22 protein-coding genes and 1 tRNA gene are annotated in these 26,549 nt (G+C 71.9%); 11 read left to right on the plus strand and 12 right to left on the minus strand.

From position 1 onward, the window contains the following. Positions 1-156 precede the first annotated feature (156 nt). Both ACF07B_RS38210 and ACF07B_RS38215 read right to left on the minus strand, forming a co-directional pair. A complete protein-coding gene (locus ACF07B_RS38210) occupies positions 157-1,554 on the minus strand; it encodes a GntP family permease (protein ID WP_369485629.1) in 1,398 nt (465 codons plus the stop codon). Positions 1,555-1,773: 219 nt separating this feature from the next. Continuing rightward, positions 1,774-2,286: a gluconokinase gene (locus ACF07B_RS38215; protein WP_392182297.1), complete on the minus strand. Its 513-nt coding sequence runs from the start codon at positions 2,284-2,286 to the stop codon at positions 1,774-1,776. A gap of 130 nt (positions 2,287-2,416) precedes the next feature. Between ACF07B_RS38215 and ACF07B_RS38220 the strand changes: the two genes are divergently transcribed. Then, positions 2,417-3,118 (plus strand): FadR/GntR family transcriptional regulator, encoded by a 702-nt coding sequence (locus ACF07B_RS38220; RefSeq protein ID WP_369485631.1) that lies wholly within the window; start codon positions 2,417-2,419, stop codon positions 3,116-3,118. Positions 3,119-3,146: 28 nt separating this feature from the next. Here the strand turns inward: ACF07B_RS38220 and ACF07B_RS38225 are convergent, their stop codons facing one another. The 6 genes from ACF07B_RS38225 to ACF07B_RS38250 all read right to left on the minus strand — a co-directional run bounded on the left by ACF07B_RS38225 (position 3,147) and on the right by ACF07B_RS38250 (position 11,757). Then, positions 3,147-3,521 carry a YchJ family protein gene (locus ACF07B_RS38225; RefSeq protein ID WP_369485632.1) on the minus strand — a complete coding sequence of 125 codons (375 nt, stop codon included), beginning with the start codon at positions 3,519-3,521 and terminating at the stop codon, positions 3,147-3,149. A 4-nt stretch (positions 3,522-3,525) separates the two neighbouring features. Next, the gene (locus tag ACF07B_RS38230) at positions 3,526-4,932 is read right to left on the minus strand and encodes a M1 family metallopeptidase (protein WP_392182298.1); all 1,407 of its coding nucleotides are present in this window, start codon (positions 4,930-4,932) and stop codon (positions 3,526-3,528) included. Between the two features lie 74 nt (positions 4,933-5,006). Next, on the minus strand, positions 5,007-8,882 hold the full coding sequence (locus ACF07B_RS38235) for a Pls/PosA family non-ribosomal peptide synthetase (RefSeq protein ID WP_392182299.1): 3,876 nt from the start codon (positions 8,880-8,882) through the stop codon (positions 5,007-5,009). Positions 8,883-9,245: 363 nt separating this feature from the next. Continuing rightward, on the minus strand, positions 9,246-10,256 hold the full coding sequence (locus ACF07B_RS38240) for a polysaccharide deacetylase family protein (protein ID WP_392182300.1): 1,011 nt from the start codon (positions 10,254-10,256) through the stop codon (positions 9,246-9,248). 37 nt (positions 10,257-10,293) lie between these two features. Next, a complete protein-coding gene (locus tag ACF07B_RS38245; RefSeq protein WP_392182301.1) occupies positions 10,294-11,322 on the minus strand; it encodes a glycoside hydrolase family 11 protein in 1,029 nt (342 codons plus the stop codon). Positions 11,323-11,669: 347 nt separating this feature from the next. Continuing rightward, positions 11,670-11,757 (minus strand) — tRNA-Leu (locus tag ACF07B_RS38250). 186 nt (positions 11,758-11,943) lie between these two features. Here ACF07B_RS38250 and ACF07B_RS38255 point away from each other — a divergent pair. The 3 genes from ACF07B_RS38255 to ACF07B_RS38265 all read left to right on the plus strand — a co-directional run bounded on the left by ACF07B_RS38255 (position 11,944) and on the right by ACF07B_RS38265 (position 14,985). Next, positions 11,944-13,269 carry a M20/M25/M40 family metallo-hydrolase gene (locus tag ACF07B_RS38255; protein WP_369485636.1) on the plus strand — a complete coding sequence of 442 codons (1,326 nt, stop codon included), beginning with the start codon at positions 11,944-11,946 and terminating at the stop codon, positions 13,267-13,269. A 215-nt stretch (positions 13,270-13,484) separates the two neighbouring features. Then, positions 13,485-13,718, plus strand: a complete 234-nt coding sequence (chpH, locus tag ACF07B_RS38260; protein WP_359021972.1) for a chaplin ChpH — start codon at positions 13,485-13,487, stop codon at positions 13,716-13,718. Positions 13,719-13,932: 214 nt separating this feature from the next. Next, positions 13,933-14,985, plus strand: a complete 1,053-nt coding sequence (locus tag ACF07B_RS38265) for a chaplin family protein (protein ID WP_392182302.1) — start codon at positions 13,933-13,935, stop codon at positions 14,983-14,985. A gap of 180 nt (positions 14,986-15,165) precedes the next feature. On the opposite strand, the gene ACF07B_RS38270 is transcribed toward ACF07B_RS38265, so the two are convergent. Continuing rightward, the gene (locus tag ACF07B_RS38270) at positions 15,166-15,354 is read right to left on the minus strand and encodes a DUF5703 family protein (protein WP_326788735.1); all 189 of its coding nucleotides are present in this window, start codon (positions 15,352-15,354) and stop codon (positions 15,166-15,168) included. Between the two features lie 47 nt (positions 15,355-15,401). On the opposite strand from ACF07B_RS38270, the gene ACF07B_RS38275 reads away from it, so the two are divergent. Beyond that, complete coding sequence (locus ACF07B_RS38275) at positions 15,402-16,109, plus strand: hypothetical protein (protein WP_369485638.1); 708 nt, start codon at positions 15,402-15,404, stop codon at positions 16,107-16,109. Positions 16,110-16,205: 96 nt separating this feature from the next. Here the strand turns inward: ACF07B_RS38275 and ACF07B_RS38280 are convergent, their stop codons facing one another. Both ACF07B_RS38280 and ACF07B_RS38285 read right to left on the minus strand, forming a co-directional pair. Continuing rightward, positions 16,206-18,512, minus strand: a complete 2,307-nt coding sequence (locus ACF07B_RS38280; protein WP_392182303.1) for a helix-hairpin-helix domain-containing protein — start codon at positions 18,510-18,512, stop codon at positions 16,206-16,208. Continuing rightward, the gene (locus ACF07B_RS38285; protein ID WP_369486762.1) at positions 18,509-19,492 is read right to left on the minus strand and encodes an aldo/keto reductase; all 984 of its coding nucleotides are present in this window, start codon (positions 19,490-19,492) and stop codon (positions 18,509-18,511) included. Before ACF07B_RS38285 ends, ACF07B_RS38280 begins: the two co-directional genes overlap by 4 nt. Positions 19,493-19,782: 290 nt before the next feature. Here ACF07B_RS38285 and ACF07B_RS38290 point away from each other — a divergent pair, with 290 nt between their 5' ends. Then, positions 19,783-20,838, plus strand: a complete 1,056-nt coding sequence (locus ACF07B_RS38290) for an LLM class F420-dependent oxidoreductase (RefSeq protein ID WP_392182304.1) — start codon at positions 19,783-19,785, stop codon at positions 20,836-20,838. A 214-nt stretch (positions 20,839-21,052) separates the two neighbouring features. After that, positions 21,053-21,841: a ferritin-like domain-containing protein gene (locus tag ACF07B_RS38295; protein ID WP_369485510.1), complete on the plus strand. Its 789-nt coding sequence runs from the start codon at positions 21,053-21,055 to the stop codon at positions 21,839-21,841. Positions 21,842-21,851: 10 nt separating this feature from the next. Here ACF07B_RS38295 and corA read toward each other — a convergent pair whose 3' ends face one another. Then, positions 21,852-22,850: a magnesium/cobalt transporter CorA gene (corA, locus tag ACF07B_RS38300; RefSeq protein WP_362407353.1), complete on the minus strand. Its 999-nt coding sequence runs from the start codon at positions 22,848-22,850 to the stop codon at positions 21,852-21,854. A gap of 98 nt (positions 22,851-22,948) precedes the next feature. On the opposite strand from corA, the gene ACF07B_RS38305 reads away from it, so the two are divergent. From ACF07B_RS38305 to mshC, 4 genes are all read left to right on the plus strand, one after another. Beyond that, positions 22,949-23,635: a histidine phosphatase family protein gene (locus ACF07B_RS38305; RefSeq protein ID WP_362407314.1), complete on the plus strand. Its 687-nt coding sequence runs from the start codon at positions 22,949-22,951 to the stop codon at positions 23,633-23,635. Positions 23,636-23,752: 117 nt separating this feature from the next. Beyond that, positions 23,753-24,343, plus strand: a complete 591-nt coding sequence (locus tag ACF07B_RS38310) for a DUF3090 domain-containing protein (protein ID WP_355764310.1) — start codon at positions 23,753-23,755, stop codon at positions 24,341-24,343. Then, complete coding sequence (locus ACF07B_RS38315) at positions 24,307-25,134, plus strand: SCO1664 family protein (RefSeq protein ID WP_392182305.1); 828 nt, start codon at positions 24,307-24,309, stop codon at positions 25,132-25,134. The genes ACF07B_RS38310 and ACF07B_RS38315 overlap by 37 nt, the downstream gene beginning before the upstream one ends. Before the next feature lie 104 nt (positions 25,135-25,238). Next, positions 25,239-26,468, plus strand: a complete 1,230-nt coding sequence (gene mshC / locus ACF07B_RS38320; protein WP_369485507.1) for a cysteine--1-D-myo-inosityl 2-amino-2-deoxy-alpha-D-glucopyranoside ligase — start codon at positions 25,239-25,241, stop codon at positions 26,466-26,468. The last annotated feature ends 81 nt before the right edge of the window (positions 26,469-26,549 follow it).

Here is a 26,549-nt window from a genome sequence, read left to right on the forward strand (position 1 = left end):
GGGGTCCCCCCGGGGGGGGCCGCCCCCCCCCCCCCCGCGGGCGGGGGCCCCCCCCCCCCCCCCCCCCCCCCCCCCCGGGGGCCGGGGCCCCCCCCGGGCCGGCCCCCCCCCCCCCCCCCCGCCCGCGGCCCCGCCACGATCCGGCGGAACGGCCGCCTAGATGACGAGCGACAGCAGCAGCACCAGGCCCCCGGCCACCACCGAGATGATCGTCTCCATGACGGACCAGGTCTTCACGGTCTGGCCGACGTTCAGGCCGAAGTACTCCTTCACCAGCCAGAAGCCGGCGTCGTTGACATGGCTGAAGAAGAGCGAGCCCGCGCCGATCGCGAGGACGAGCAGGGAGGTGTGGGTGGTCGACATGTCGGCCGCGAGGGGCGCGACCAGGCCGGCCGCCGAGATGGTGGCCACGGTCGCCGAACCCGTCGCGAGCCGGATCGCCACGGCGATCAGCCAGGCCAGCAGCAGCGCGGGGATCGACCAGTCCTTGGAGATCTCCAGGATCATCTGCCCCACACCGGAGTCGATCAGCGTCTGCTTGAAACCGCCGCCCGCGCCGACGATGAGCAGGATGCCGGCGATGGGCGCGAGGGACTTCTCGACGGTCGTCGCGATGCGGTCCTTGGTGAAGCCCGCCGCCCGGCCCAGCGTGAACATGCCCACGATCACGGCCGCGAGCAGCGCGATCAGCGGCGCTCCGACGACGTCGAAGACGCGCTGCGTCATGTCCGTCGGGTCGTCGACGACGATGTCCACCAGCGCCTTGGCCAGCATCAGCACCACCGGGAGCAGCATGGTGGCGAGGGTGGCGCCGAAGCTCGGACGCTTCTCCAGGTCCTCCGAGGCACGCGTCGGGACCATGCGGTCGGGGGCCTGGACGTCCACCCAGCGGGCCGCGTACCGCGAGAACACCGGGCCGGCGACGATCACCGTCGGGACGGCGACGAGGACGCCGAGGGCGAGGGTGATGCCGAGGTTCGCGTGCACCGCGTCGATCGCGACCAGCGGACCGGGGTGCGGCGGAATGAGACCGTGCATCACCGACAGGCCCGCGAGCGCCGGGATGCCGATGCGCATCAGCGAGTAGTTGCCGCGCTTGGCGACCATCAGGACCACCGGGATCAGCAGCACGATGCCGACCTCGAAGAACAGCGGCAGTCCGATCACCGAGGCGATCAGCACCATCGCCCACGGCATGGCACGCCCGCCCGCCCTGGCGAGGATGGTGTCGACGATCTGGTCGGCGCCGCCCGAGTCGGCGAGCAGCTTGCCGAGGATCGCGCCGAGGGCGATCAGGACACCCACACCGGCCACGGTCGAGCCGAGCCCGGTGGTGAAGCTGACGATGGTCTTGTCGAGCGGGGCGCCGGCGAACGCGCCGAGTGCCAGCGAGCCGATGGTCAGGGCGAGAAAGGCGTGCAGCTTGAACCTGGTGATGAGCAGGACGATGACGGCTATGCCCGCCAGCACTGCTATGCCCAGTTGAGCGTGGCCCGCCGAGGTGATCGGTTCGACGGTGTCCGCTGCCAGCATCTCGACACTGAGTCTGGTCACGGTTGTTCCCTTGCTTGATAAGAGGACGCGGGGAGGGGTGCGGGGGAGAACCTTCCGTCCGGAAGGCGGCGCGGCGGCGCCTTCCGGTGGGAGGGCGCGGGTGAGACGGCGGCGCGGGTGACGGAACAGCCGCCGTCAGGGAGACAGCGTTGTCATGGGGGCGGGGGGTGCGGCGCTACCGCAGGGGCGGACGTCGCGAGGGGCGTCGCCTCTCGGCTACTAGAGAGCGTCGAGCGCCGTCACGGCCCGCTCGGTGATCTCGGCGGGGCCGCCGGACACGTCCACCTCGACGCCCGCCTCGTCCGCCGCCAGGGGCTGGAGCGTGGCGAACTGCGAGTCCAGGAGCGCCGGGGGCATGAAGTGCCCCGTGCGGTGCGACATCCGGTCCTCGATGAGCTCGCGGGTGCCGGTCAGATGGACGAAGACGATCCCGGGCGCCGCCGCCCGCAGCCGGTCCCGGTAGGCACGCTTGAGCGCCGAGCCGCTGACCACACCGCCGAGCCCGGCGCGCTCGTGCGCCCACTGTCCGATGGAGTCCAGCCAGGGCCACCGGTCGTCGTCCGTCAGCGGCGTCCCGGCCGTCATCTTGGCGATGTTGGCCGGCGGGTGGAAGTCGTCGCCCTCGGCGTACGGCACGCCGAGCCGGGCCGCGAGCAATGGGCCGATGGTGGTCTTCCCGGTGCCTGCGACGCCCATGATCACGACGACATGGGGGGTGGGGCTGTGCTGCATCGCGCTCTCGCTGTCTTCGTCGACATCTGATGTCGACGATACTGAAACGCATTAGGTACGACTAATTCAAGGGTGTGTGACATATAAGTCTGACTTTTTGTTCCTGGCGTCGGCCTCGTACCCTGACCCCATGAGCACACGGGGCCGGGGTCTGCACGGGCACGTACTGGAGACCCTCGGGCCGGCGATCACGGCGGGCGACTACCCGCCGGGAAGCGTGCTGCGCACCGACGAACTCGCTCAGCGCTTCGAGGTGTCCCGCTCCGTGATGCGTGAGGCGGTCCGGGTGCTCGAATCCATGCACCTGGTCGAGTCCCGCCGCCGCGTGGGCGTGACGGTCCGCCCCAAGGCCGAGTGGAACGTCTACGACCCCCAGGTCATCCGCTGGCGGCTGGCCGGCGCCGACCGTCCCCACCAGCTGCGTTCCCTCACCGTCCTGCGCTCGGCGATCGAACCCGTCGCCGCGGGACTGGCCGCCCGGCACGCCACCGCGGAGCAGTGCGCGGAGCTCACCGAGTGCGCGCTCGGCATGGTCGCCACCTCACGCGGACACCAGCTGGAGGGGTATCTCGTCCATGACGTCGCCTTCCACCGGGTGATCCTCAGGGCGTCGGGCAACGAGATGTTCGCCCGCCTCGGAGACGTCGTCGCGGAGGTCCTGTCCGGGCGCACCCATCACGACGTCATGTTCGAGGACCCCGACCCCGCCGCCGTCACCCTGCACGTCCAGCTCGCCGAGGCCGTCCGCGAGGGCGACGCCGTCCGTGCCGAGCGGCTCACCCGCGAGATCACGGTCGGCGCACTCCAGGAACTGGACGTCCTGGCACCCTGACGGCGCGCCCCGGGTCGGTCCTGGTCCGTCAGTCCAGGAACTCCCCGTCCACGTACACCCAGGCCCCGTCCACCCGCTCGAACCGGCTCCGCTCGTGCAGCGAACCGCCCCGGTAGGAGGCCCGGAAGGTCACGGTCCCCGTGGTGTGGAACGCCGAACCCTGACCCGTGTCCAGGATCTCCAGGCCGGTCCACCGCATGCCCGGGTCGAAGTCCAACCGGGCCGGCCGCGTGCGCGGATGCCAGGTCCGCAGCAGATACCCCTCGTCCTCCTTCACGAAGGCGCAGTAGCGCGACCGCATGAGCGCCTCGGCACTCGGCGCCGCGGCCTCGCCGCGATGGAAGCGCCCGCAGCAGCGCGCGTAGGGCTCGGCGAGCCCGCAAGGACAGGAACGGCTGGTCATCGCGTCATTCTCCCCGGACCCGGGCCGAGTCCGCGTTCGTGGGCGGATAGGCGGGCGGATGGGCGGGCCGGGCGGGAACCTGCGGGGTGGCCTCCGGCAACGGTGGCAGCGCCGTCCCGTACAGCCACGCCGTGAAGAGATCGTCCAGCGGCTCGGCCGCGTAACGCGAGACGTGCGCGGTGAAGACGGACGTGGTGACCGTGCCGCCCCGGTGCAGCGTCGCCCAGCCGCGCAGCATGCGGAAGAAGGCCTCGTCACCCATCGCGCACCGGATCGCGTGCACCGTGAGCCCGCCACGCTGGTAGAGCCGGTCGTCGAACATCAGCTTGCGGCCCGGGTCGGACAGCAGCAGGTCCTGCGGCAGCGCGGACAGCTTCCGGTGCGCGGCGGCGGCGAGCTGACGCGCCGGGCGCCCGCCCGAGCGCTCCGACCACAGCCACTCGGCGTACTTCGCGAGCCCCTCGTTCAGCCAGATGTGCCGCCAGTCCGCGATCGTCACGCTGTTGCCGAACCACTGATGCGCCAGCTCGTGCGCTATCAGCCGCTCCGAACCCCGCGCCCCGTCCACATGATTGGCGCCGAACAGCGACAGACCCTGCGCCTCGACCGGGACGTCGAGCTCCTCCTCGGTCACCACCACGGCGTACTCACCGAACGGATACGGCCCGAAGAGGCCCTGGAACAGCTCCATCATCGCGGGCTGCCGAGCGAAGTCGCGGGAGAACTCCGGGAGGAGCTGCGCGGGCAGATGCCCGGACTGCGGTACGCCCCCGAGCCCCGGGTCGCCGAGCAGCACCGTCTGGTACTTGCCGATCGACAGGCCCACCAGATAGCTGGAGGTCGGCGCCGCCTGCTCGTACACCCAGGTGGTGGTCGACGCCTTCGTCGTCCGCGTCAGCAGACGCCCGCCGGCCACCACCGCGTACGCGGACGGCGTGGTGACCGAGATCTGGTACGCGGCCTTGTCGGCCGGCCGGTCGTTGCACGGATACCAGGACGGCGAACCGACCGGCTGGCTCGCCACCAGCGCCCCGTCCTCCAGCTCCTCCCAGCCGAGTCCGCCCCAGGGACTGCCGACCGGCTTGGGGTTGCCCGACCAGTGCACCTCGACGGTGAACGCGGCACCGGCCCGCACCGGCTTCGGCGGACGGATGCGCAGCCTGCCGCCCCGGTGCGTGTAGTGCGGGGTCTTGCCGTCGACACGCACCCGGCCGATCCGGAAGTCGGCCAGGTTCAGCTGGAACTCGGTCAGCGCGGAACGGCCCGCTATGGCGTTGATCCGCGCGGTGCCGGAGAGCCGGTTCGGGCCGGGGCGGTAGTCCAGCGCGAGCTCGTACCGGTGCACCCGGTAACGGGAATCGCCGTTGGCCGGGAAATAGGGGTCCGGTCCCGCTGTCTGCTGAACGCTCACTGCCGCGACTGCTCCCTGCCCTGTGCTCGACGTGCCGCTGTACCGCCCTTCGGTGTCCGATCAGGTCAATTCTGCTACGAACGCCAGGCCTCGATCGGGTTGCCCAGCCAGCGGGTGTCGTCGGGAACGGACTCCGCCGCCATCACCAGCGACGCGGGACCCAGAGTGGAGCGGGCCCCGACGGTGCTGCCGGGCAGGACGATTCCGCCCGGACCCAGAGTGGCGCCCTCACGGAGGACCACAGTATCCGTCCGCAAGATCCGGTCGTGGAAGAGGTGGGTCTGCAGGACACAGCCCCGATTGACCGTGGTCGCGTCCCCGAGCGTCACGAGGTCCGTCTCGGGCAGCCAGTAGCTCTCGATCCACGCGCCCTTGCCGATCTTGGCGCCGAGCCCCCGCAGCCACCCGGTCATCAGCGGCGTACCGGGCACGGATCCCGCCAGCCACGGCACCGCGACGACCTCGACGAAGGTGTCGGCCAGCTCGTTGCGCCACACGAAACCGCTCCACAGCGGGTGCTCACCGGCGCGGTGCCGGCCCACCAGCAGCCACTTCGCCACGATGGAGACCAGGCACCCGAGGACGCCCACCGCGAGCAGCACGGCCCCCGAGAACACCCACGCCCACGGTCCCAACGCGCACAGCGCCGCGACCGTCAGCACGGCCAGCGCCGCCGAGCAGAACACCGGCACCAGCCGGCACAGCTCCACCAGACCGCGCGCCCACAGCAGCCGGGCCGGCGGCTCGTACGTACGGCTCTGATCGCCGCCCTGCGCCGCCCGCGGCAGCTTCATCGGCGGCAGCCCCAGATACGAACTGCCCTTCTTCGCCTTCTTCGGCGTCGCCGACAGCACCCCGACCAGACCGCCGTCCGGCACGCTGCGGCCCGGAGCGGTCATCCCGGAATTGCCGAGGAAGGCCCGCCGGCCGATCTCGGCCCGCCCGATGCGCATCCAGCCGCCACCGAGCTCGTACGGCGCCGTCAGCGTGTCGTCGGCGAGGAACGCGCCGTCGCCGACCGTCGTCAGACTCGGCAGCGCCAGAACGGTCGACACCTCGGCGCCCCGTCCGATCCGCATGCCGAGCAGCCGCAGCCACACCGGCGTGATCAGCCCCGCGTACAGCGGGAACAGCGTCTCCCGGGAGCGGTCCATCAGCTGCGTGACCGTCCAGGCCTGCCAGCCGATCCGGCTGTGCGTGGGATGCGTGCCCTCGTGCAGCCCGAGGCTCAGCAGCCGTACGGCGACCAGGAGCAGCAGCGCGTACGCGAGACCGAACGCGAGCGTCGCCGGAACCAGGGCGAGGGCCGCACCGCGCAACGCAGCGCCGAGCCCGGCGTCCGCGCTCACGAACACCCGGGCCACCAGCAGCGCGGCGACGGCGGCCGGCGCCGGCAGCGCGCTCAGCGCGAACCCGCTCGCGCCGTACATCGCCCGCCAGGACGTGCCGCGCCGCGGCCGGTCCTTGGGCCACGCGCGCTTCGCCTTGCCGAGCTTGACCGCGGGCGCGCCGGCCCAGCGCTGCCCGGTCGGAACCTGCCCCGCCACGGCCGAACCAGGCGCCACCTCGGCACGCTTGCCGACCCGGGCGCCCGGGAAGAGGATGCTGCGCGTCCCGACGACGGCACCGGCGCCCACCTTCACCGCGCCGATCTCCAGCCGGTCACCGTCCAGCCAGTACCCCGACAGGTCCACCTCGGACTCGACGGCGGCACCCCGGCCCAGCTTGAGCATGCCGGTCACCGGAGGCAGCGAGTGAAGATCCACGTCCGGGCCGATCCTGGCGCCCAGCGCACGGGCGTACCGCTCCAGCCAGGACCCGGTCAGCGAGGTCGCGCCGCTGAACCCGGCGAGCCGCTCGGCCGTCCACAGCCGCAGATGAACGCTCCCACCGCGCGGATACCGGCCGGCCTTCACCCCGCGCAGCAGCAGCCGCGCGCCGCCCGCGGCGACGGCGAGCCGCCCCGGTGGGCTGAAGAGCACGAGCGCACCGGCGCCCACCAGCCACCACGAGGTGCCGGGCGCCCACGGATACGGACCGAACCAGTGCAGTACGTTGCCGAGCGCGGCCAGCGCCACGGTCCAGCGCAGCCCGAGCAGGCCGAACAGCGGGATCAGGACGAGCAACTGGACCAGCTTGGCGCGCAGCGGGACCGGCGCGACGACCCGCTCGGCACCGTCGTCCTGGCGGGACTTCTCCAGATGCCGGGCCAGCTTGCGCAGCACGGGCTGCTGGTAGATGTCGAGCACGGCGGCGTTCGGGTAGCGGGCGCGCAGTCGCGTCGTGAGCTGGGCGGCCGCCAGACTGCTGCCGCCGATCGCGAAGAAGTCGGCGGCGGCGGCCCCGACGGGGATGCCCAGCACCTCGCCCCACTGCTCGGCGAGCCAGGCCTCGGTGCCGTACAGCTCCTCCTGGGCGCCGGCCGTCTCCAGGCCCTCCAGCGGCCAGGGCAGCGCGTTCCGGTCGACCTTGCCCGACGTCCGGGTCGGCAGGTCCTCGACCGGCGCGATCAGCGGGACCAGCGCGGCGGGCAGCTCGGCGCGCAGCTTCTCGACGGCGGCCGCCTGGTCCCAGCCGTCCTGGGTGACGACATAGCCGACCAGGAGCTGATTGCCGCCCCGCGCGGTCCGCACGGCGGCCGCGGCGCCCGCGACCCCGGGCAGCGCCTGGAGCGCCGCGTCCACCTCGCCCAGCTCGATCCGGCGTCCGCCGAGCTTGATCTGCTCGTCGGCCCGGCCGAGGAAGATCAGCCCCTCGGGTTCCGCCTTGACCAGGTCACCGCTGCGGTACGCCCGCTGCCAGCCCAGCGAGGTGAGCGGCGCGTACTTCTCGGCGTCCTTCTCCGCGTCGAGATAGCGGGCGAGCCCGACCCCGCCGATCACGAGCTGGCCGCTGCCGCCCATCGGCACCGGCTCGCCCGCCTCGTCGACGACCGCCAGCTCCCAGCCGTTGAGCGGCAGTCCGATACGGATGGGCTCGTCGCCGGTCAGCAGCGAGGCACAGGCCACGACGGTCGCCTCGGTCGGCCCGTACGTGTTCCACACCTCCCGGCCCTCGGTCACCAGGCGCTGCGTCAGCTCGGGCGGGCAGGCCTCGCCGCCGAAGATCAGCAGCCGGACCTCGTTGAGGGTCTCGGGCTCCCACAGGGCGGCGAGGGTGGGCACGGTGGAGACGACGGTGATCTCCTGCTCGACCAGCCAGGGTCCGAGGTCGGCGCCGCTGCGCACCTGGGAGCGCGGTACGGGCACCAGGCAGGCTCCGTACCGCCACGCCAGCCACATCTCCTCGCAGGAGGCGTCGAAGGCCACGGACAGGCCCGCCATGACCCGGTCGCCGGGGCCGATCGGCTCCTCGGCCAGGAAGAGGTCCGCCTCCGCGTCGACGAAGGCCGCGGCGCTGCGGTGGCTCACGGCCACGCCCTTGGGCCTGCCGGTGGAACCCGAGGTGAAGATGATCCACGCGTCGTCCTCGACACCGGGCCGCCCGGCGGGGATGTCCGAACGTCCGTCGACGGTCAGTTCGAGCCCGGCGCCCACGACCGCGCGCACGCCGGCCTCGCCGAAGACCAGCTCGGCCCGCTCGTCCGGGTCCTCGGCGTCCACCGGGACATAGGCGGCCCCGGCCGCGAGGACGGCGAGGATCGCCACGTACAGCTCGTTCGTACCGGACGGGACCCGTATGCCGACCCGGTCGCCGAGACCGACCCCGGCCTCCGCGAGCCGCCACCGCACGGCCTCGACCTCGGCGGCCAGGGCGCGGTAGGTGAGGGCGCGCCGGCCGTCGTCGAGAGCGGGCTCGTCGGGGTACGCCCGTACCGAGGCGTCGAGGATGTCGACGAGCGTGCGCGGCGAGGCGGCCGAACCGGCGGAGAAGCGCGCCTGGTCGCCGAACTCCGCACGCACGTCGTCGTCGGACAACGCGAGTGCGGGGCCTTGCTGGAGGGCTGCCATCGGGTCCTCACGTGTTGTTCCCGGATACTCCGGGGAGCCGGTGGGCCCGCAGGTACGCCTGGGGATATTCCGGTCCAGCTCCGAACAAGCCTGCAATTTTAGTACGACGCTAGCTTCGGACCTGGGGATCAGCGATGCGAGGCGTCCCCCAGAGGCTCGTCCGGGCCCTCGCTCCAGCGCTGTGACGTGGGGACATGTCAGCGTGACGAGATCTGCCCCACATCTTTGCGTGACATCGCGGACACAGTGAGCGAGGGCCCCGATCGGATGACCGGGGCCCTCGCTGTGCCAGGTGCGGCGGGGCGGCGCGGCGGCTCGGGCCGCCACGCCGGGCGCGCTGTTCCTCGGTGCGGTCCGGCCGGGTCAGCCCACGGCGCAGGAGACCGTGGGCCACGTCCAGGTGCCGTTGGTCTGAACGGTGACGCCGAAGGTGTTGCCGCTGCCGTTGGGTTTGGCCGTCAGGACCTGGGCGCTGGGGTAGCCGGCGGTGATGTTCCAGGTCGAGAGGATCTTCTCGGGCGCGGGCACGTTCATCGTCACGGTCCAGTTGCCGGAACCGGTGACCGTGACGTTGAGGTTGTAGCGGTCGCTCCACTGCTGGCCGGCGGACAGGGTGGCGGTGCACCCGCCGCCACCGCCTCCGCCGCCACCTGTGCCGCCGCCGTCGGGAGCCACGGCCCGGCCGGTCGCCGGGGAGATCATCCCGGCGCACAGGCCGCGCGAGGCCAGTCCCTGCGCGATGCGCGGGATCGCGGCGATCGTGTTGGCCGGCCAGTCGTGCATGAGGATGACCTGGCCGTTGGTGAGCCGGCCGGCCGCCTGGACGATCGCGTCGGTGCTCGCGCCGTTCCAGTCCTGCGAGTCGACGTCCCAGATGATCTCGGTCAGCCCGTACTTGGCCTCGACCGCCTTCACCGTCGCGTTGGTCTCTCCGTACGGCGGACGGAACAGTTTCGGCGTGCCGCCGCCGGCGCCGGAGATCGCCTGCTGGGTCCGGGAGATCTCCGAGTCGATCTGCGCCTGGCTCTGCTGGACGAGGTGCGGGTGGGTGTAGCTGTGGTTGCCCACCCACATGCCGGCGTCGACCTGGGCCCGTACCTGCGCGGGGCTGGACGCCGCGTACTGGCCCTCGTTGAACATCGTGGCCCGCAGGCCGTTCTGCTTCAGGGCGGCGAGCAGGCTCCCCGTGCTGCTCGACGGTCCGTCGTCGAAGGTGAGTCCGACGTACCCGCCGCAGGTGGCGGCGTGCGCGGGTGCGGCGTCGAGGGCGAGGGGGCTCACGACGGCCGTCACGACGACGGCCAGCCCCGTGATCAGCGAGCGTAACGAGCGCGGTGGTCCGGACGTCGTCCGGACTCTCGTGCGGAAGGTCATGCGATGGTCCTTCAGCCTCGGGGGTCGGGGGGAGGGGTCAGCTCGCGCTGCAGGAGACCGTGGGCCAGGTCCAGTTGCCGTTGGCCTGGACGGTGACGCCGAAGGTGTTGCCGCTGCCGTTGGGTTTGGCCGTCAGGACCTGGGCGCTGGGGTAGCCGGCGCTGATGTTCCAGGTCGAGAGGATCTTCGCCGGCGCCGGCACGTTCATCGTCACGGTCCAGTTGCTGGAACCGGTGACCGCGACATTGAGGTTGTAGCGGTCGTTCCACTGCTGGCCCGCGGACAGGGCCGCGGCGCATCCGCCGGTTCCGCCGCCGGAGCCGCCCCCGGTTCCGCCGCCCGATCCGGTGTCACCCACCGTGATGTTGGAGTTGCCGCTGCTCTGGTAACCCTCGGTGGCGAGGATCATGTAGTAGTTGAAGCTGCCTAGGTTCATTCCGGCGCGGGCCCATGCGTCGAAGTGGTTGCCGGTGGTGATGGTCCCGCCCGTCCGCTTCGACTGCCGGACGCTCCAGTACTGGTCGAAGGTGCGGGTGCCCTCGACGGACGGCGCGTTGGTCCGCGTCGTCTTGTAGATGTCGTACGTGCCACCGTCGGTGGTGACCGTGCCCTTGAACGTTCCCGTGGGCCGGTAGGTGCCCCAGTTGTCGACGATGTAGTACTCGACGAGCGGATTGGCGGTCCACCCGTAGACGGCCAGGTAGGCGTTGCCGGACGGGTTGAAGGTGCCCGAGTAGGTCACACTCCTGCGTCCGCCGTTGGTCCAGCCCTTGCCGGCGACGAAGTTCCCGGTGTTGCTCCACGAGGTGCTGTAGTTGCCGCCGGAGCCCAGGTTCATGGACACCGTGCCGCTGCTGTCGGTCCAGAACGAGTAGTAGTACCCGTTGTTGGTGCCGGTCTGGTTCGAGCTGATGACCGTGTCGGCCTGGGCGGTGCCGGGCAGCGTCATGGCGGCCACGGCGACCAGCAGCATGGTGCAGACACCGGTGATGAGCAGCCTGAGGTGACGGAACGCCCCTGAGCGGCCGCCGCGGCGGCCCGGAGGGGGTGCGGGTGCGTCGATCATGTGCGTGTTTCCTCCTCGTTCGTGTGAGGTGGAGCGCTGTGAATCGCCGACAGTTTTGAACCGGCCCTGTCAACTGTCAATACTTTCGACACTCAAGCCGAAACATTCGTCCGAGCTGGCAATGGCGAGAGATGGCGTCATGCCTGTTCAGCTGCATCGAAGGGTTTGCTCTGAAGTGGCTGTCCGTCGGGTGCGTATCGACCAAGATCGGATAGGGTCACGGATTTTTCGAAAGTTTCGAAGAATCGGCCGACCGTCCGGTGGGGCGCGGCGGAGCCGGAGACGCCGGTGCGGTGCGAAGGGGGTCCGGACATGCAAAAAGACCCCACATCAAGTGGGGTCCTCGCTGGTGTCCGAGGGGGGACTTGAACCCCCACGCCCGATAAAGGGCACTAGCACCTCAAGCTAGCGCGTCTGCCATTCCGCCACCCGGACAAGGTGTTTGTCGCGCGGGTTTCCCTCGCGGCGACAGGTGAAACATTACCAGGCTTTCGAGAGTCCCCGATCACCCCCCGTCGCGGCGTGAACTGCGTGTGACGGGTGGGGGCCGCCCTTGGGCGGGAAGGCGGGTCGGAGAGAGGATGAGGGGGACCACCAGCGGCGACAGCGGGAGGAAGCAGCGTGAGCGAGAGCGGCACGACCAGGAACGTCACGGGCGAGGACGAGGTCGTGGACCTCTGTCGTGAGCTGATCCGGATCGACACCAGCAACTACGGGGACCACTCGGGCCCCGGCGAGCGCAAGGCCGCGGAGTACGTCGCCGAGAAACTCGCCGAGGTCGGCCTGGAGCCGCGCGTCTTCGAGTCGCACAAGGGGCGTGCCTCCACCGTGGCCCGTATCGAGGGGGAGGACCCCTCGCGGCCCGCGCTCCTCATCCACGGCCACACCGATGTCGTACCGGCCAACGCGGCGGACTGGACCCACGACCCCTTCTCGGGGGAGATCGCCGACGGGATGGTCTGGGGCCGCGGCGCGGTCGACATGAAGGACATGGACGCCATGACCCTGGCGGTCGTACGGGAGCGGATGCGCACCGGCCGCAAGCCCCCGCGCGACATCGTCCTCGCCTTCCTCGCCGACGAGGAGGCGGGCGGCACGTGGGGCGCCCGGCATCTCGTCGACAAGCACCCGGACCTCTTCGAGGGCGTCACGGAGGCGATCGGCGAGGTCGGCGGGTTCTCCTTCACGGTCAACGAGAAGCTGCGGCTGTACCTGATCGAGACCGCGCAGAAGGGCATGCACTGGATGAAACTGACCGTGGACGGCACCGCCGGACACGGGTCGATGATCCACAAGGACAACGCGATCACCGAGCTCTCCGAGGCCGTCGGGCGGCTCGGCCGCCACACGTTCCCGGTGCGGGTGACGAAGACCCTGCGGCACTTCCTCGACGAGCTCGGTGACGCCCTGGGCACCGAGCTCGACCCGGAGAACATGGACGAGACGCTCGCCAAGCTCGGCGGCATGGCCAAGCTCATCGGCGCCTCGCTGCAGAACACCGCCAACCCGACCCAGCTGGGCGCCGGTTACAAGGTCAACGTGATTCCGGGGCAGGCCACGGCCCACGTCGACGGCCGCTACCTGCCGGGCTACGAGGAGGAGTTCCTGGCCGACCTCGACCGGATCCTCGGCCCCCGGGTCAAGCGCGAGGACGTGCACGCGGACAAGGCGCTGGAGACCGGCTTCGACGGGGCCCTCGTCGACGCCATGCAGACCGCGCTCTCGGCCGAGGACCCGATCGCGCGTGCCGTTCCCTACATGCTCTCGGCCGGCACCGACGCCAAGTCCTTCGCCGATCTCGGCATCCGCTGCTTCGGGTTCGCCCCGCTGAAGCTGCCCCCCGAGCTGGACTTCGCAGGCATGTTCCACGGTGTCGACGAGCGGGTGCCGGTGGACGCGCTCCAGTTCGGCGTTCGTGTACTGGACCGATTCATCGACGCGTCGTGACGTACCGCCGGCGGCACGCCCCGGCACGGTGCCGGCGGGCTGACCTGCCGCGCCGCCGTGGAGGTGCGAGGTGTTGACGCCGGCATTCGCCCGTCTGTGCGGCAATCGCCCGGGACGGGTGAATGCGACCATAAGCCCATAGCCCTACTACTCCCTCCTCGTTACAGGTGTTGCGATCCGCTGCTTTGGACCGCGTTTGCCTATCAGGAGGAATAATGATCAAGAAGATCGTCGCCGCCGCTGCTGCCACGGGTGGTCTGGTTCTCGCGGGTGCGGGTCTGGCCGTCGCCGACTCGGGCGCCCAGGGTGCCGCTGTGCAGTCCCCGGGCGTCGCCTCCGGCAACGTCATTCAGGTGCCCGTCCACGTCCCGGTCAACGTCTGCGGCAACACGGTCTCCGTGATCGGGCTGCTGAACCCCGCCTTCGGCAACACCTGCTTCAACCACTGACGTTGCGCCTCTTGCTCTGTGGGGGGATCCCGTGGGTCACCTCATGAGGGTCACTTCGTGAAGGTCTGAGCCCGTCGGCCCCGGAGTGCGCGCCATGCGCTCCGGGGCCGACCGGCTTCCCGCGCACGTCCTGTGGCGTGCGCGTGCTCTCGACGGTCCACGTCTCAAGGACTGTCGGTCCACGTCCCAAGGACTGAAGGCAGGGATTTCAGCTATGCGACAGGTCACCCGCAAGGGCCTGATGACCGTGGCGGCGGCCGGTGGTGTGCTCGCGGTCACCGGCGTCTCCGCGCACGCCGACTCGGGGGCGATCGGCTCCGCGTCGGACTCTCCCGGCGTGCTGTCGGGCAACACCGTGCAGGCGCCAGTGCACGTGCCGGTCAACGTCTGCGGAAACACCGTGAACGTGGTCGGGCTGCTCAACCCGGCGATGGGCAACACCTGCGTCAACCACGGCGGCTCGTCCGAAGGCCGGGGCGGTCACAGCGGTCAGGGCGGTCACGCCGGCCGGGAGACCCACTCCGGCGGCGGTTCGCGGGCCGCCGGCCAGGCGGCTCACTCGCCGGGGGTGGCCTCCGGCAATCACGTACAGGTGCCGGTCGACGCCCCGGTGAACGTCTGCGGCAACAGCGTGAACGTGGTGGGGATCGGCAACGCGGCGGCGGGCGACAGCTGCGAGAACGGCGGATCCACCGGCGGCCACCAGGCACACCACCCCGGGCATCCGGGACACCCCGGTCACCCGAGTCACCCTGGGCACCCTGGTCAGCCCGGACATCCGAGTCACCCGGGCCACCCTGGTCAGCCCGGCCACCCGGGCCACGACGGTCACTGTGAGCACCCGGGTCACCCCGGACACCCGGGCAACCCCGGAACCCCTGGCCACCCCAGCCACCCCGGAACTCCGGGCACTCCGGGCCACCCCAGCCACCCCGGAACCCCCAGCCACCCCGGAACCCCCAGCCACCCGGGCAACCCCGGAACCCCGGGCAACCCCGGAACCCCGGGCAACCCCGGAACCCCGGGTCACCCCGGAACCCCGGGTCACCCGGGTACGTCCACCCCGGGCGGCGGCAAGCACCGCGCCGACGCCGTGCCGGTGGGCCTGCCCGGCTCGGAGGCCGCGGTGCGGACGCCCGCCACGGCCGGTGCGCCCCAGTTGGCCCACACGGGCAGTGAGCTGCCGATCGGAGCGGCCGTACCGGCGGGAGCCGCCGCGCTGCTGGCCGGCGCCGTGCTCTACCGCCGGGCGCGCGCTGCGGCGTGAAGCAGGGGCCTGACGCGATGCCGATGTGATGATCGCATCGGGGAGTGAGGCGTGGACATCACCCGGCGCGCAGGCCCGATCGCCGCGCGGCACGACCGGGGTGCCACGGCCTTCCCCGTGACAGGAGTGACGGTGCGGGCCCCGTGATGACGGGGCCCGCTCCCGTTCAGCGGCCTTCTGTCACCACGTGGCGCGTACCTGGCGGATGATCCGCCGGCGCAACCGCACTCTGCGGCTGCCGTCACGGAGCAGGCTCAGGCGGTCCAACTCCCAGTGTCCGTACTCGGCATGGTCCGTCAGCAGACGTGTCGTGTCCTTGCGGGAGACCCCGCGAGGTACGTACACGTCGACAAATTCGTATTCCGGCATCGCATCTATTGTGCGGGCAGAGGCCCTGTACGGATAGCGTCTGCACTATGTCTGATGCTGTGCAGCCCACCGCTGCCGAGGTACGCGCCGCCGCAGAGGCGGTCAAGACCGCACTCGACCGCCACCTGGCCGCGGTCGAGCGCAGGACGGGCGATGACGACCCGGACGTCTACGAGGCTTTCAACGAGCTCGCCGCGGCGGCCGAGGAGTATGACGAGCTCCTCTACGACCGCTACGACGAGGTCACGCCCTTCGAGATCCCCGGCGGTGACGACACGCTGCCTCCGTACACCGGACCCGAGGAGCCGAACGCGCTGAGCGTGGTGATCCGCCGGGACTACGCGGTGGTGGAGCCGCAGCGGCTGCTGGCGCAGGCTCAGCGGGTGGAGGCGGTGGAGGAGGACGGCGCCACCGCCGACGAGGGCTTCGACGCGGCGTCCGGCACCGTTCACGGCGCGCTCGGGGTTCTCTTCGGAGAGTTCGAGCCCGACGAGATCGCCTCCCGGCACAAGGAATTCGGACTGGAGGAGGGCGACTCCACGCTCTGGGTGACCGCCGCCGACGAACCGGCCGAGCCCGGTGAATGGCTGGAGACACCCTTCGAGTCGATCGACCCGCAGCGTGTCGTCTGCCGCTTCGACGTCAGCGCGGTGTTCGACGAGGAGTCGGACGACGACCTGGACGACGATCTGGACACCGACCTCGGCTCCGAAGGGGAGACCGGCTCCCCGGACCCGCTGGACGCGGATCGCTGAGCCTGCCCGGCACGGACCGGCCCACGCCAGTGGCGGTCACCGGATTCCGGTGACCGCCACTGGTGTTTCTCGGGGGCCGCGGGAGCCCGGTGCCGATCAGCCCGCCGTCGGTGTCTGCGCCCTCAGCAGGGCCTGGAGGCGGGTGGTGCGCGGCTTCTGCGGGACCTCGGCCACCGCGTGCGGCAAGGCCTGCTCCACCCCGTGCACGACGGAGAGATGACGCTCGGCCCGCCCGAAGGCCGTGTAGACCCAGGGGCGGGTCAGGGCCGCCGCGGCGTCGCCCGGGAGCACCACGACCGCGGCGGGCCAGCGCAGACCCACCGCCTGGTGCGCGGTGAGCGCCCAGCCGTGCCGCACGGTCTGCTCCACCCGCTCCTTCGGTACGACCACGGGCGTGCCCGAGCAGTCCAGGTGCAGCCCCTCGGCGTCGGCCTTCACCACGCGGCCCGGCAGCGCCCGGCCCGGTGCGGGGGAGTACACGATCCGGTCGCCCGGGTCGAAGCCGCCGAAGCGCCCGGGACCGGGGTTCAGCCGCTCCTTGAGCGCGGTGTTCAGCGCGCGGGTGCCGACCGCGCCACCGTGCCCCGGGGTGATGACCTGCGTCTGTTCGGCCGGGATACCGATCGCGCGCGGCACCGAGTCCGCGACGAGCTGAACGGTCCGGTGGACCGCCTCGCCCGCGTCGCGCACCGGGACGATCACGACCTCCTTGCCCGGCGCCTCGACCTGGTTGAGCTCGCCGATGCCGATCCCGGAGACCAGTTCGCCGATGGGCCCGGGGTCAGGGGTCCGCGAGGCCACCTGCGGGCAGGCACGGGCGGCGATCAGGTCCGCGAAGACCCGGCCGGGGCCGGCCGACCACAGCACGCCCGGATCACCGCTCAGCACGAGCCGCGCCCCGTCCGGCAGCGACTCCACGAGCATCGCCGCCGTCTCGACGTCGAGCTGCGGAGCGTCCAGGACGACCAGGACGTCCAGGTCCAGGGCGCCGTCCGCGTCCCGGCCCGGTCCCTCGGAGCCGGAGAGGAGTCCGGCGACCGTGGCGGCCTCCGTCGCCGGGCCGTCCGTGGGGTGCTCCGCGGCGCCGTCCGCCGGCTCGTGCCCGGCCGCGAAGCCGTCGCGCCCGCCCGCGGTGTGCGCGGCGGCCCAGCCGCGCAGACCGAGCGCGCGTGCCGCGTGCAGCAGCGCCGCCGCCTCGGACCGCGAGGCCTCGCCGCCGGTGTGCAGCACGAGGCCGTGAGCGGCGGCCGCCCGGATCAGCTCCCCGGCGGAGCGGGGTGCCGAGGCCGCGGCCCGCTCCCACGCGTCGGCCGAACCGTCCTGCTTCGGCACCGAGTTCATCAGCCGGGCGAGTCCGTCGGCGAGGCTCTCCTCGGCCAGCGCGTACCGCTCAAGGCCGATCAGGATCCGTACCGGGCGCTCCTGCGGCTCCTCCGTGTCGTCCGGCGCCGCCGGGGCCGGGGGAGCGGTGTCCAGCGCGTCCTGGAAGACCAGGGCCTCGCCCTCCGCGAGAGCGCTCTGCACGGCCGCGTCCGGGTCCGGCACCGAGCGCTGGGAGAGCGCGGCGACGAGGGCCGAGGCGTCCAGCGCGGTGTGCCCGGCGACGGCCGCCTGTTCCAGCAGCCACACGGTCAGCGCCGTGCCCCGGCGCTCGTCGTCGGGGCCGCACTCCGCGCCGAGCAGCGCCCGGGCGAACCCGTCGGCCTGCTCGGGGCGCACTCCGGGCACCCGCAGCAACTGCCAGGGGTCCTCACGGAGCCGGTCGTCGGCGCCCTCGCCCAGAACCGCGACGACCTGCGCCGCGAGCGTCTCGGGGGCGCCGGCCCCGGCCAGCAGGGCGCGGACGGCGGCGACCGCCTCCGGCGCCGCTCCGGGTGCCGGTGCGGCCTGTGCCGCGATCGGCTGCGGCCGCCGTGCGGGCTCCAGGGCGGTCCTGCGCGGCGCGGGATCCGGCTCGCGGAAGGCGGTGGCCACGGGCTTCTCGCCGCTCTCCACGGCGCGCACCGCCGCGAGCAGGTCGGCGGCCGTGCCGCTGAGCTTGCCCCCGGCCTCGATCGGCGCCTGCTTCTCCGCCTTCCGGCGCTCGATCCGCTCCCGTTCCAGACGCTGGGCCGCCAACTCGGCCGCCGCCTCGGACACCTGCGCGGCGCCTTCGGCGGACCCGGTTCCCTCGGCGGCCGTGCCGTCGCCCGGTTCCGTGCCCTCGGCGGTCTTCCCGTCGCCCGGTTCGGTGCCCTCGTCCCCGGAGTCGTTCCCGTCCCCGGAGCCGTCCCCGTCGCCGTCCCCGGGGCGCGCGTCCGCCCGGTCCACGTGCTCGCCCGTCGGCTCAGGGGCGTCGGCGGCGGTGTCCGCGCCCGGCGTCCCCGGCTCCGCGTCCTGAGTGGTCTCGGGCTCCGTGCTCACAGCGTGCTCCAGTCGTGATCGGGATAGTGGTGCACCGGGGCCGACACGTCGTCGAGCGCCCGGCAGATCTCGTCAGGAAGACTAAGCGTCTCCACTGACAACGCGGCCGTGAGCTGCTGCGCGTTGCGCGCGCCGACGATGGGGGCGACGACCCCCGGCCGGTCGCGGACCCAGGCGAGCGCCACCTGGAGCGCGGTCACGGCGAGACCGTCCGCCGCGGTCGTCACGGCCTCCACGACACCGGCTGCCGTGTCGTCGAGATACGGCGCCACGAAGGGCGCCAGATGTTCCGAACCGCCCCGGGAGTCGGCCGGCGTCCCGCCCCGGTACTTGCCGGTGAGCACACCGCGCCCGAGCGGCGAGGAGGGCAGCAGGCCGACGCCCAGGTCGAGGGCGGCGGGCAGCACCTCCCGCTCGATGCCGCGCTGCAACAGGGAGTACTCCATCTGCGTACTGGCCAGCCGGGTGCGTATACCGGGTGCCGCGAGCTGCCAGGTGGCGGCCTTGGCGAGCTGCCAGCCGCAGAAGTTGGACACCCCCGCGTAGCGCGCGCGGCCGCTGCTGACGGCCAGGTCGAGGGCCTGGAGGGTCTCGTCGAGCGGTGTCCGGGGGTCGTAGGCGTGCACGTGCCACACGTCCACGTAGTCGGTGCCCAGGCGGGCGAGCGAGGCGTCCAGGGCCGACAGGAGATGACTGCGCGAGCCGTCGAAGCGGCGGTCCGGCTCGCGCACGCTGCCCGCCTTCGTCGAGATGATCAGGTCCCGGCGCGGAACGAGCCCTTCCATCAGCTGCCCGAGGAGATACTCGGCCTCCCCGTCGCCGTACACGTCCGCCGTGTCGACGAGGTTCCCGCCCGCTTCCCAGAACGTCTTCAAGAGGTCCGCGGCGTCATGCTCGTCGGTGTCCCGCCCCCAGGTGAGGGTGCCGAGTCCGATCCGGGAAACACGCAGGCCGGTACGGCCGAGATGCCTCTGCTCCATGGACGCCGAGATTACTGTCCGGCACCGGCGGTGTGGGGGCCTGTGGACAACGGAAATCCCGGGAAAGGCAGCCCGGGACGGCCGGTGGCACGAGGCGGCGGCCGTCACCGGCGTACGCGGGCGCGCGCGAGGGCGGCGCCGGACGGACGCGAGGGGCCGCCGGGCGCCGGGCACGGGCGCCCGTGGCGGAGCGCCGCGGCCGCACCGGGAACGTGCCGCTCCCCGCCGGGGCACCCGCACGCTAGGGTCTCGGGCACAAGGGACGTTACTGATCGGTAAGGAGATCGGCCATGCAGCTCGGCATCAATCTCGGCTACTGGGGCGCCGGAATGGACGCGGACAACCTCGCCGTCGCCCAGGAGGCCGACCGGCTCGGATACGCCGTCTGCTGGGCGGCGGAGGCGTACGGCTCCGACGCGGCCACCGTGCTCAGCTGGGTCGCCGCCCAGACCGAGCGCATCGACGTCGGTTCGGCCATCTTCCAGATCCCGGCCCGTCAGCCCGCGATGACCGCGATGACCGCCGCGACCCTCGACTCGCTGTCGGGAGGCCGCTTCCGCCTCGGCCTCGGCGTCTCCGGCCCGCAGGTCTCCGAGGGCTGGTACGGCGTCAAGTTCGACAAGCCGCTCGCCCGCACCCGCGAGTACGTGGAGATCGTGCGCAAGGCCATGACGCGCGAGCGGCTGTCCCACGACGGCGAGCACTGGACCCTGCCGCTGCCCGGCGGTCCGGGCAAGCCGCTCAAGCTGACCGTGCACCCGGAGCGCGAGCACATCCCGCTGTACATCGCCGCGATCGGCCCGAAGAACCTAGAGCAGACCGGCGAGATCGCCGACGGCGCGCTGCTCATCTTCCCCTCGGCCGAGCACCTGGAGGACACCGCGATCCGTAACCTGCGCGCGGGCCGCGAGAAGGCCGGGAAGACGATGGAAGGGTTCGACGTCTGTCCGACCGTGCCGCTCGCCGTCGGCGCCGACAAGGACGTTCCCGCGCTCGCCGACATGTTCCGCCCGTACACCGCGCTGTACGTCGGCGGCATGGGCAGCTTCAAGCAGAACTTCTACAACCAGCTCGCCCAGCGCATGGGCTACGAGAAGGAAGCCGCCGAGATCCAGACCAAGTACCTGTCCGGCGACAAGGACGGGGCGGCCGCCGCGATTCCGCACACGCTGATCGACCAGACGACGCTGCTCGGCTCGGTGGACCGCATCGCCGACCGCATGAAGGCCTATGCCGCCGTCGGTGTCACCACGCTCACGCTGGCCCCCGCGGGCTTCACGCTGGAGGACCGGATCGCCTCGCTGCGGGCCGGCTCCGAGGCCCTGGAGCGGGCCGGACTCGCGTAACCCCGCCGGGAGAGTTCTGCGGCCGTGGTGGGGGCTCGGGGGTCTTCCCCGCCACGGCCGTCACGGGGAACAACGCGCCGACGGCCGCTTGGTTACGCGCCCGGACCACCTGGCCGTCCATCGTTCGGCGGATTTGTCGGACACATCGGTTGCCAGGTCACAGACAACCCATTTGACTCGTTTTCTGCACAACTCTGCAGAGAGGGTGTCAATGATGCTGTCCGCCAAGAGCCTGTTCGAGGAAATCCTCGACAACGACGAGTCGTACCGCCTCTTCTGTTCCATCGCCGCCAGCGGGGAGTCGCAGGGCGGCTGGGAGAACGCCCGGATCGCCGCACTGGTCCCGGCGGACGAACGCGCCCTCGCCCCCAAGATCGCCCGGCACGGCGCCGACGAGGACAAGCACGGCCGGATCTTCAACGCCCTCATGAGGAAGCGCGGCCTCGAACCCGTCGAGGTACCGTCCGACACCGACTACACGATGCTCCTGGAGCGGCACGGCATCGGCCTCGCACACGACAGGCTCAAGGGCGACCAGCCCCTCACCGTGCGGGACATCGTCACCTATCTGGCCCACAGCCGGGTCACCGAACAGCGTGCCTCCGAGCAGATGGACCTGCTGCGCAGGCACTTCGCCGACCACCCCGACATCGGCCGCGCGGTGCGGATGATCGCGGCCGACGAGGACAACCACCTCGCCTACTGCCACGAGGAACTGCTGCGCTTCGCCCACGCCGGACACGGCCGCGCCATCCAGCGGGCCCTGCGCGAGTGCGCGCTCGCCGAGATCCGCATCTACCGGGACGTCAGCCTCGCCGTGATGGCCCGCATGGGCCGCGTCCTCGGCTGGTCCAGGGCCAGGGCGGCCGTCCTCGCCGCGGGCATCCACGCCGTGTACGCCTACGAGCGGGCCGCCGGCTGGCGCCGCATGGTCACCCTGAAGGCGCCCGAGCGGCGCGGCGCGCTCGACGGCCCCGCCGCGACCGCACCGGAATTCGCCTGACCGGCCGGGCCTACAGCCAGCCCCGCCGCTTGAAGAGCCGGAACAGCAGGAACTCCAGGACGACCAGGCCCCCGATCACCACCGGATACGACCACCGCCAGTGCAGCTCGGGCATGTGGTCGAAGTTCATGCCGTAGATCCCCGCGACCATCGTGGGGACCGCCGCCATGGCCGCCCACGCGGAGATCTTCCGCATGTCGTCGTTCTGCCGCACGCTCATCTGCGCCAGATGCGCCGACAGGATGTCCGACACGAGCCGGTCCAGACCCTCCACCGACTCGTTGACCCGCAGCAGGTGGTCGTTGACGTCACGGAAGAACGGCTGCGCCTTCTCGTTCACGAACGGCACGTCCGTCGCCTTCGGGCCCGAGCCCGAGAGCCGGGCCAGCGGCACCGACAGCGGGACCGTCGCCCTGCGGAACTCCTGGACCTGCCGCTTGAACGCGTAGATCCGCGACGCGGTGTTCCGCGAGCCTCCGGCCTGCGGAGAGAACACCTCCGCCTCCAACTGCTCCAGGTCGGTGCCGAGCTCGGTCGCCACCTCCAGATAGTGGTCCACCGTCGCGTCGGCGATCGCGTACAGCACCGCCGTCGGCCCGTGCCGCAGCGTCTCGGGATCCGACTCCAGACGCTCCCGGACCGTCTTGAGCGGCGACTCCTCGCCGTGCCGGACGGTCACCACGAACGAGTCGCCGACGAACACCATGACCTCGCCGGAGGTGACCGTGTCGCTCTTCGGCTCGTACGCCACCGGCTTGAGGACGACGAAGAGCGAATCCTCGTACACCTCCAGCTTGGGGCGCTGATGGGCCTTGAGCGCGTCCTCGACCGCCAGCGGATGGAGCGCGAACTCCTCCGTGACCAGCTCGAACTCGTTCTCCGTGGGCTCGTACAGACCGATCCACACGAAGGCGTCGCCCCCGGCGCGGCACTGTGCCAGGGCGTCGGAGAGATCCCCCCGGCCCTCGGTCCGCCGGCCGTCACGGTAGATGGCGCAGTCGACGATCACGGTGAGGATTCTCCCGCCGCCGGGGCCCCACCGCACACCGGGGGCCGCTTTCCACAGGGCCCGCCGCCTTCCCGCGCCCTCCGTTTACGCTGGGCCGCATGCCCACCCTGATCCTCGTCCGGCACGGACGTTCCACCGCCAACACCGCGGGACTGCTCGCCGGCTGGACGCCCGGCGTCGCGCTCGACGAGCGCGGTACGCAGCAGGCCGCCGCCCTCCCCGGCCGGCTGGCCGGACTGCCGATCGCCGAGGTCGTCACCAGCCCCCTCCAGCGCTGCCGGGAGACCGTCCAGCCGCTGCTGGAAGCCCGCCCCGACGTCCCCGTGCACACCGAGGAACGGATCGGGGAGGCCCACTACGGCGACTGGTCGGGCCGCAAGCTCGCCGAACTCAAGGACGAGCCGCTGATGGACGTCGTCCAGGCGCACCCGTCCGCGGCCGCGTTCCCGGGCGGCGAATCGATGCGCGCCATGCAGACCCGCGCCGCCGAGGCGGTACGCGAGTGGAACGCGCGCGTGGAGCGCGACCACGGCGGTGACGCGGTCTACCTCATGTGTTCGCACGGCGACATCATCAAGTCGCTCGTCGCCGACGCACTCGGACTTCATCTCGACCTCTTTCAACGGATCTCTGTCGAACCGTGTTCCATCACAGCGATCCGTTACACCCGGCTGAGGCCTTTTCTCGTGCGTCTCGGGGACACCGGTGATCTCGCCTCCCTGGCCCCGCGCGAGGAACCGGCGGGCGGCGACGCACCGGTCGGGGGCGGTGCGGGCGCACCGTGATCGTCGGCCGCAGTAGGGTGAAGCGGTCGAACCAGCACAGCAGTTGTCAACCCGTTCTCAGCCGATGCGGGCCGGCGCCGTCTGCCGGCCCCCATGCCGATTCAATGGAGACAGGACGTGTCACGTCAGGTGTTCCTCTACGACCCCCCGGACCGCTTCGTGGCCGGCACGGTCGGGTTGCCCGGACGTCGTACCTTCTTCCTTCAGGCAACCTCCGGCCCCCGGGTGACGAGTGTGGCCCTGGAGAAGACCCAGGTCGCCGCACTCGCCGAGCGGATGGACGAACTCCTCGACGAGGTCGTCCGGCGCACCGGGGGCAGTGCCCCGGTCCCGGCGATGGCCTCGACCGAGGTGTCCGACACCGCCCCCCTCGACACCCCCGTGGAGGAGGAGTTCCGGGTCGGCACCATGGCGCTGGCCTGGGACGGTGAGGAACAGCGCATGATCGTCGAGGCGCAGGCCCTGGTGGAGGTCGAGGCGGAGTCCGACGAGGACCTCGCCGAGGCCGAGGAACGGCTGCTCCAGGACGAGGAGAACGGCCCGCCCATGCTCCGGGTCCGGCTCACCGGCGCGCAGGCCAGGGCCTTCGCCAAGCGCGCACTCGACGTCGTCAACGCCGGCCGGCCCCCCTGCCCGCTGTGCAGCCTCCCGCTCGACCCGGAAGGACACGTATGTCCGCGCCAGAACGGATACCGCCGCGGAGCGTGACGACCGCCGAGCTGCTCGCCCGGGGCGAGCTGAAGGTACGCGGCCAGATCCGTGAGGCCTCGAACGCGGTGCTCTACTGCTCCGTGTCCTACGAGGGCCGCGAGGCCTTCTGCGTCTACAAGCCCGTCGCCGGGGAGCGGCCGCTGTGGGACTTCCCCGACGGCACCCTCGCCCAGCGCGAGGTCGCGGCCTACGAGGTCTCCGAGGCGACCGGCTGGGGGCTCGTGCCCACCACCGTGCTGCGTGACGGGCCGTACGGCGAGGGCATGTGCCAGATGTGGATCGAGCCGTCCGCGACCGAGGACGGTGACGGACTGCTCGCCCTCGTGGAGGGCGAGGAGCCCGCCGAGGGCTGGAAGGCGATCGGTTTCGCCGACGTCGGCGAGGGAGCGACGGCCCTGCTCGTGCACGCCGACGACGCCCGGCTGCGGCGGCTCGCCGTCCTCGACGCCGTGATCAACAACGCCGACCGCAAGGGCGGCCATCTGCTCCCCGCCCAGGAGGGCCGCCTCTACGGCATCGACCACGGGGTCACCTTCAACGCCGAGAACAAGCTGCGCACCCTGCTGTGGGGATGGGCGGGGGAGCCGCTCACGGACGAGGCCCTGGAGGTCCTGGCCTCCCTGCGCGAGGGCCTGGCGCAGGGCGCGCCCCTGGCCACCCGCCTGGCCGAACTCGTCTCCGCCGTCGAGATCGAGGCCACGCGCGCGCGGGTCGAGGCCATGCTCGCCTCCGGAAAGCACCCGGAACCGAGCGGGGACTGGCCCGCGATTCCCTGGCCCCCGGTGTAGCGCGGCGCCGCTTTCGCGCCGCGCGGGCCCGGGCACGCCCGTCCCGCGGCCCCCAGGTGCTGCCCGGTTCGTATACGGAAGTCCCGTCCGGTTAGGCTCATGACATGTATGCCTGGCCCGCTTCTGAGGTCCCCGCCCTGCCTGGTGAGGGCCGCGACCTCCGGATCCACGACACCGCGACCGGGGGACTCGTCACCCTCGACCCCGGTCCCGTCGCCCGAATCTATGTCTGCGGCATCACGCCGTACGACGCCACCCACATGGGACACGCGGCGACCTACAACGCGTTCGACCTGGTGCAGCGCGTGTGGCTCGACACCAAGCGGCAGGTTCACTACGTCCAGAACGTGACGGACGTCGACGACCCGCTGCTGGAGCGGGCCGAGCGCGACGGCGTCGACTGGGTGGGACTCGCCGAGAAGGAGACCGCCCTCTTCCGCGAGGACATGACGGCCCTGCGGATGCTGCCGCCGCGCCACTACATAGGCGCCGTCGAGGCGATACCCGGCATCGTGCCGCTCGTCGAGCGGCTGCGGGACGCCGGAGCCGCCTACGAGCTCGAAGGCGACGTCTACTTCTCCGTCGAGACCGACCCCGACTTCGGCAGGGTGTCCAACCTGGACGCCGCGACGATGCGCCTGCTCTCCGCCGAGCGCGGCGGCGACCCGGACCGGCCCGGCAAGAAGAACCCCCTCGACCCGATGCTGTGGATGGCCGCCCGCGACGGCGAGCCGAGCTGGGACGGCGGCTCGCTGGGCCGCGGCCGGCCCGGCTGGCACATCGAGTGCGTCGCCATCGCCCTCGACCACCTGGGCATGAGCTTCGACGTCCAGGGCGGCGGCTCCGACCTCGCCTTCCCCCACCACGAGATGGGCGCCTCGCACGCCCAGGTGCTGACCGGCGAGTTCCCCATGGCCAAGGCGTACGTCCACGCCGGCATGGTCGCGCTGGACGGCGAGAAGATGTCGAAGTCCAAGGGCAACCTCGTCTTCGTGTCCCGGCTGCGGCGTGACGGGGTCGACCCCGCCGCCATCCGGCTGTCCCTGCTCGCCCACCACTACCGGTCCGACTGGGAATGGACGGACACCGTTCTCGACGAGGCCGTCGCGCGCCTGGACGACTGGCGGGCCGCGGTGTCCCGTCCCGACGGGCCGCCCGCCGACGCGCTCGTCGAGGAGATCCGCGCCGCGCTCGCCGAGGACCTGGACGCACCGGCCGCGCTCGCCGCGGTCGACCGCTGGGCGGCGCTCCAGCACGCGACGGGCGGCACGGACGAGGGTGCCCCCGGCATCGTCTCGCGGGCCGTCGACGCCCTTCTCGGCGTCGCCCTGTAGGACCCCGTCCCGCCGCACTCCACCGAGCGCGGCGGGACACGCGAGTGCCGGGCGGGGAATCCCCGCCCGGCACTCGCCATG

This window comes from Streptomyces sp. NPDC015532, assembly GCF_043078065.1.
Classification (GTDB): Bacteria; Actinomycetota; Actinomycetes; order Streptomycetales; family Streptomycetaceae; genus Streptomyces.

What these genes read in the sequence shown, in the direction of transcription:
- ACF07B_RS38215 (WP_392182297.1), bottom strand. Translation starts at nt 2,286, where the DNA reads ATGCAGCACAGCCCCACCCCCCATGTCGTCGTGATCATGGGCGTCGCA.
- ACF07B_RS38220 (WP_369485631.1), top strand. Translation starts at nt 2,417, where the DNA reads ATGAGCACACGGGGCCGGGGTCTGCACGGGCACGTACTGGAGACCCTC.
- ACF07B_RS38225 (WP_369485632.1), bottom strand. Translation starts at nt 3,521, where the DNA reads ATGACCAGCCGTTCCTGTCCTTGCGGGCTCGCCGAGCCCTACGCGCGC.
- ACF07B_RS38235 (WP_392182299.1), bottom strand. Translation starts at nt 8,882, where the DNA reads ATGGCAGCCCTCCAGCAAGGCCCCGCACTCGCGTTGTCCGACGACGAC.
- ACF07B_RS38240 (WP_392182300.1), bottom strand. Translation starts at nt 10,256, where the DNA reads ATGACCTTCCGCACGAGAGTCCGGACGACGTCCGGACCACCGCGCTCG.
- ACF07B_RS38245 (WP_392182301.1), bottom strand. Translation starts at nt 11,322, where the DNA reads ATGATCGACGCACCCGCACCCCCTCCGGGCCGCCGCGGCGGCCGCTCA.
- chpH (WP_359021972.1), top strand. Translation starts at nt 13,485, where the DNA reads ATGATCAAGAAGATCGTCGCCGCCGCTGCTGCCACGGGTGGTCTGGTT.
- ACF07B_RS38265 (WP_392182302.1), top strand. Translation starts at nt 13,933, where the DNA reads ATGCGACAGGTCACCCGCAAGGGCCTGATGACCGTGGCGGCGGCCGGT.
- ACF07B_RS38270 (WP_326788735.1), bottom strand. Translation starts at nt 15,354, where the DNA reads ATGCCGGAATACGAATTTGTCGACGTGTACGTACCTCGCGGGGTCTCC.
- ACF07B_RS38275 (WP_369485638.1), top strand. Translation starts at nt 15,402, where the DNA reads ATGTCTGATGCTGTGCAGCCCACCGCTGCCGAGGTACGCGCCGCCGCA.
- ACF07B_RS38285 (WP_369486762.1), bottom strand. Translation starts at nt 19,492, where the DNA reads ATGGAGCAGAGGCATCTCGGCCGTACCGGCCTGCGTGTTTCCCGGATC.
- ACF07B_RS38290 (WP_392182304.1), top strand. Translation starts at nt 19,783, where the DNA reads ATGCAGCTCGGCATCAATCTCGGCTACTGGGGCGCCGGAATGGACGCG.
- ACF07B_RS38295 (WP_369485510.1), top strand. Translation starts at nt 21,053, where the DNA reads ATGCTGTCCGCCAAGAGCCTGTTCGAGGAAATCCTCGACAACGACGAG.
- ACF07B_RS38305 (WP_362407314.1), top strand. Translation starts at nt 22,949, where the DNA reads ATGCCCACCCTGATCCTCGTCCGGCACGGACGTTCCACCGCCAACACC.
- ACF07B_RS38315 (WP_392182305.1), top strand. Translation starts at nt 24,307, where the DNA reads ATGTCCGCGCCAGAACGGATACCGCCGCGGAGCGTGACGACCGCCGAG.
- mshC (WP_369485507.1), top strand. Translation starts at nt 25,239, where the DNA reads ATGTATGCCTGGCCCGCTTCTGAGGTCCCCGCCCTGCCTGGTGAGGGC.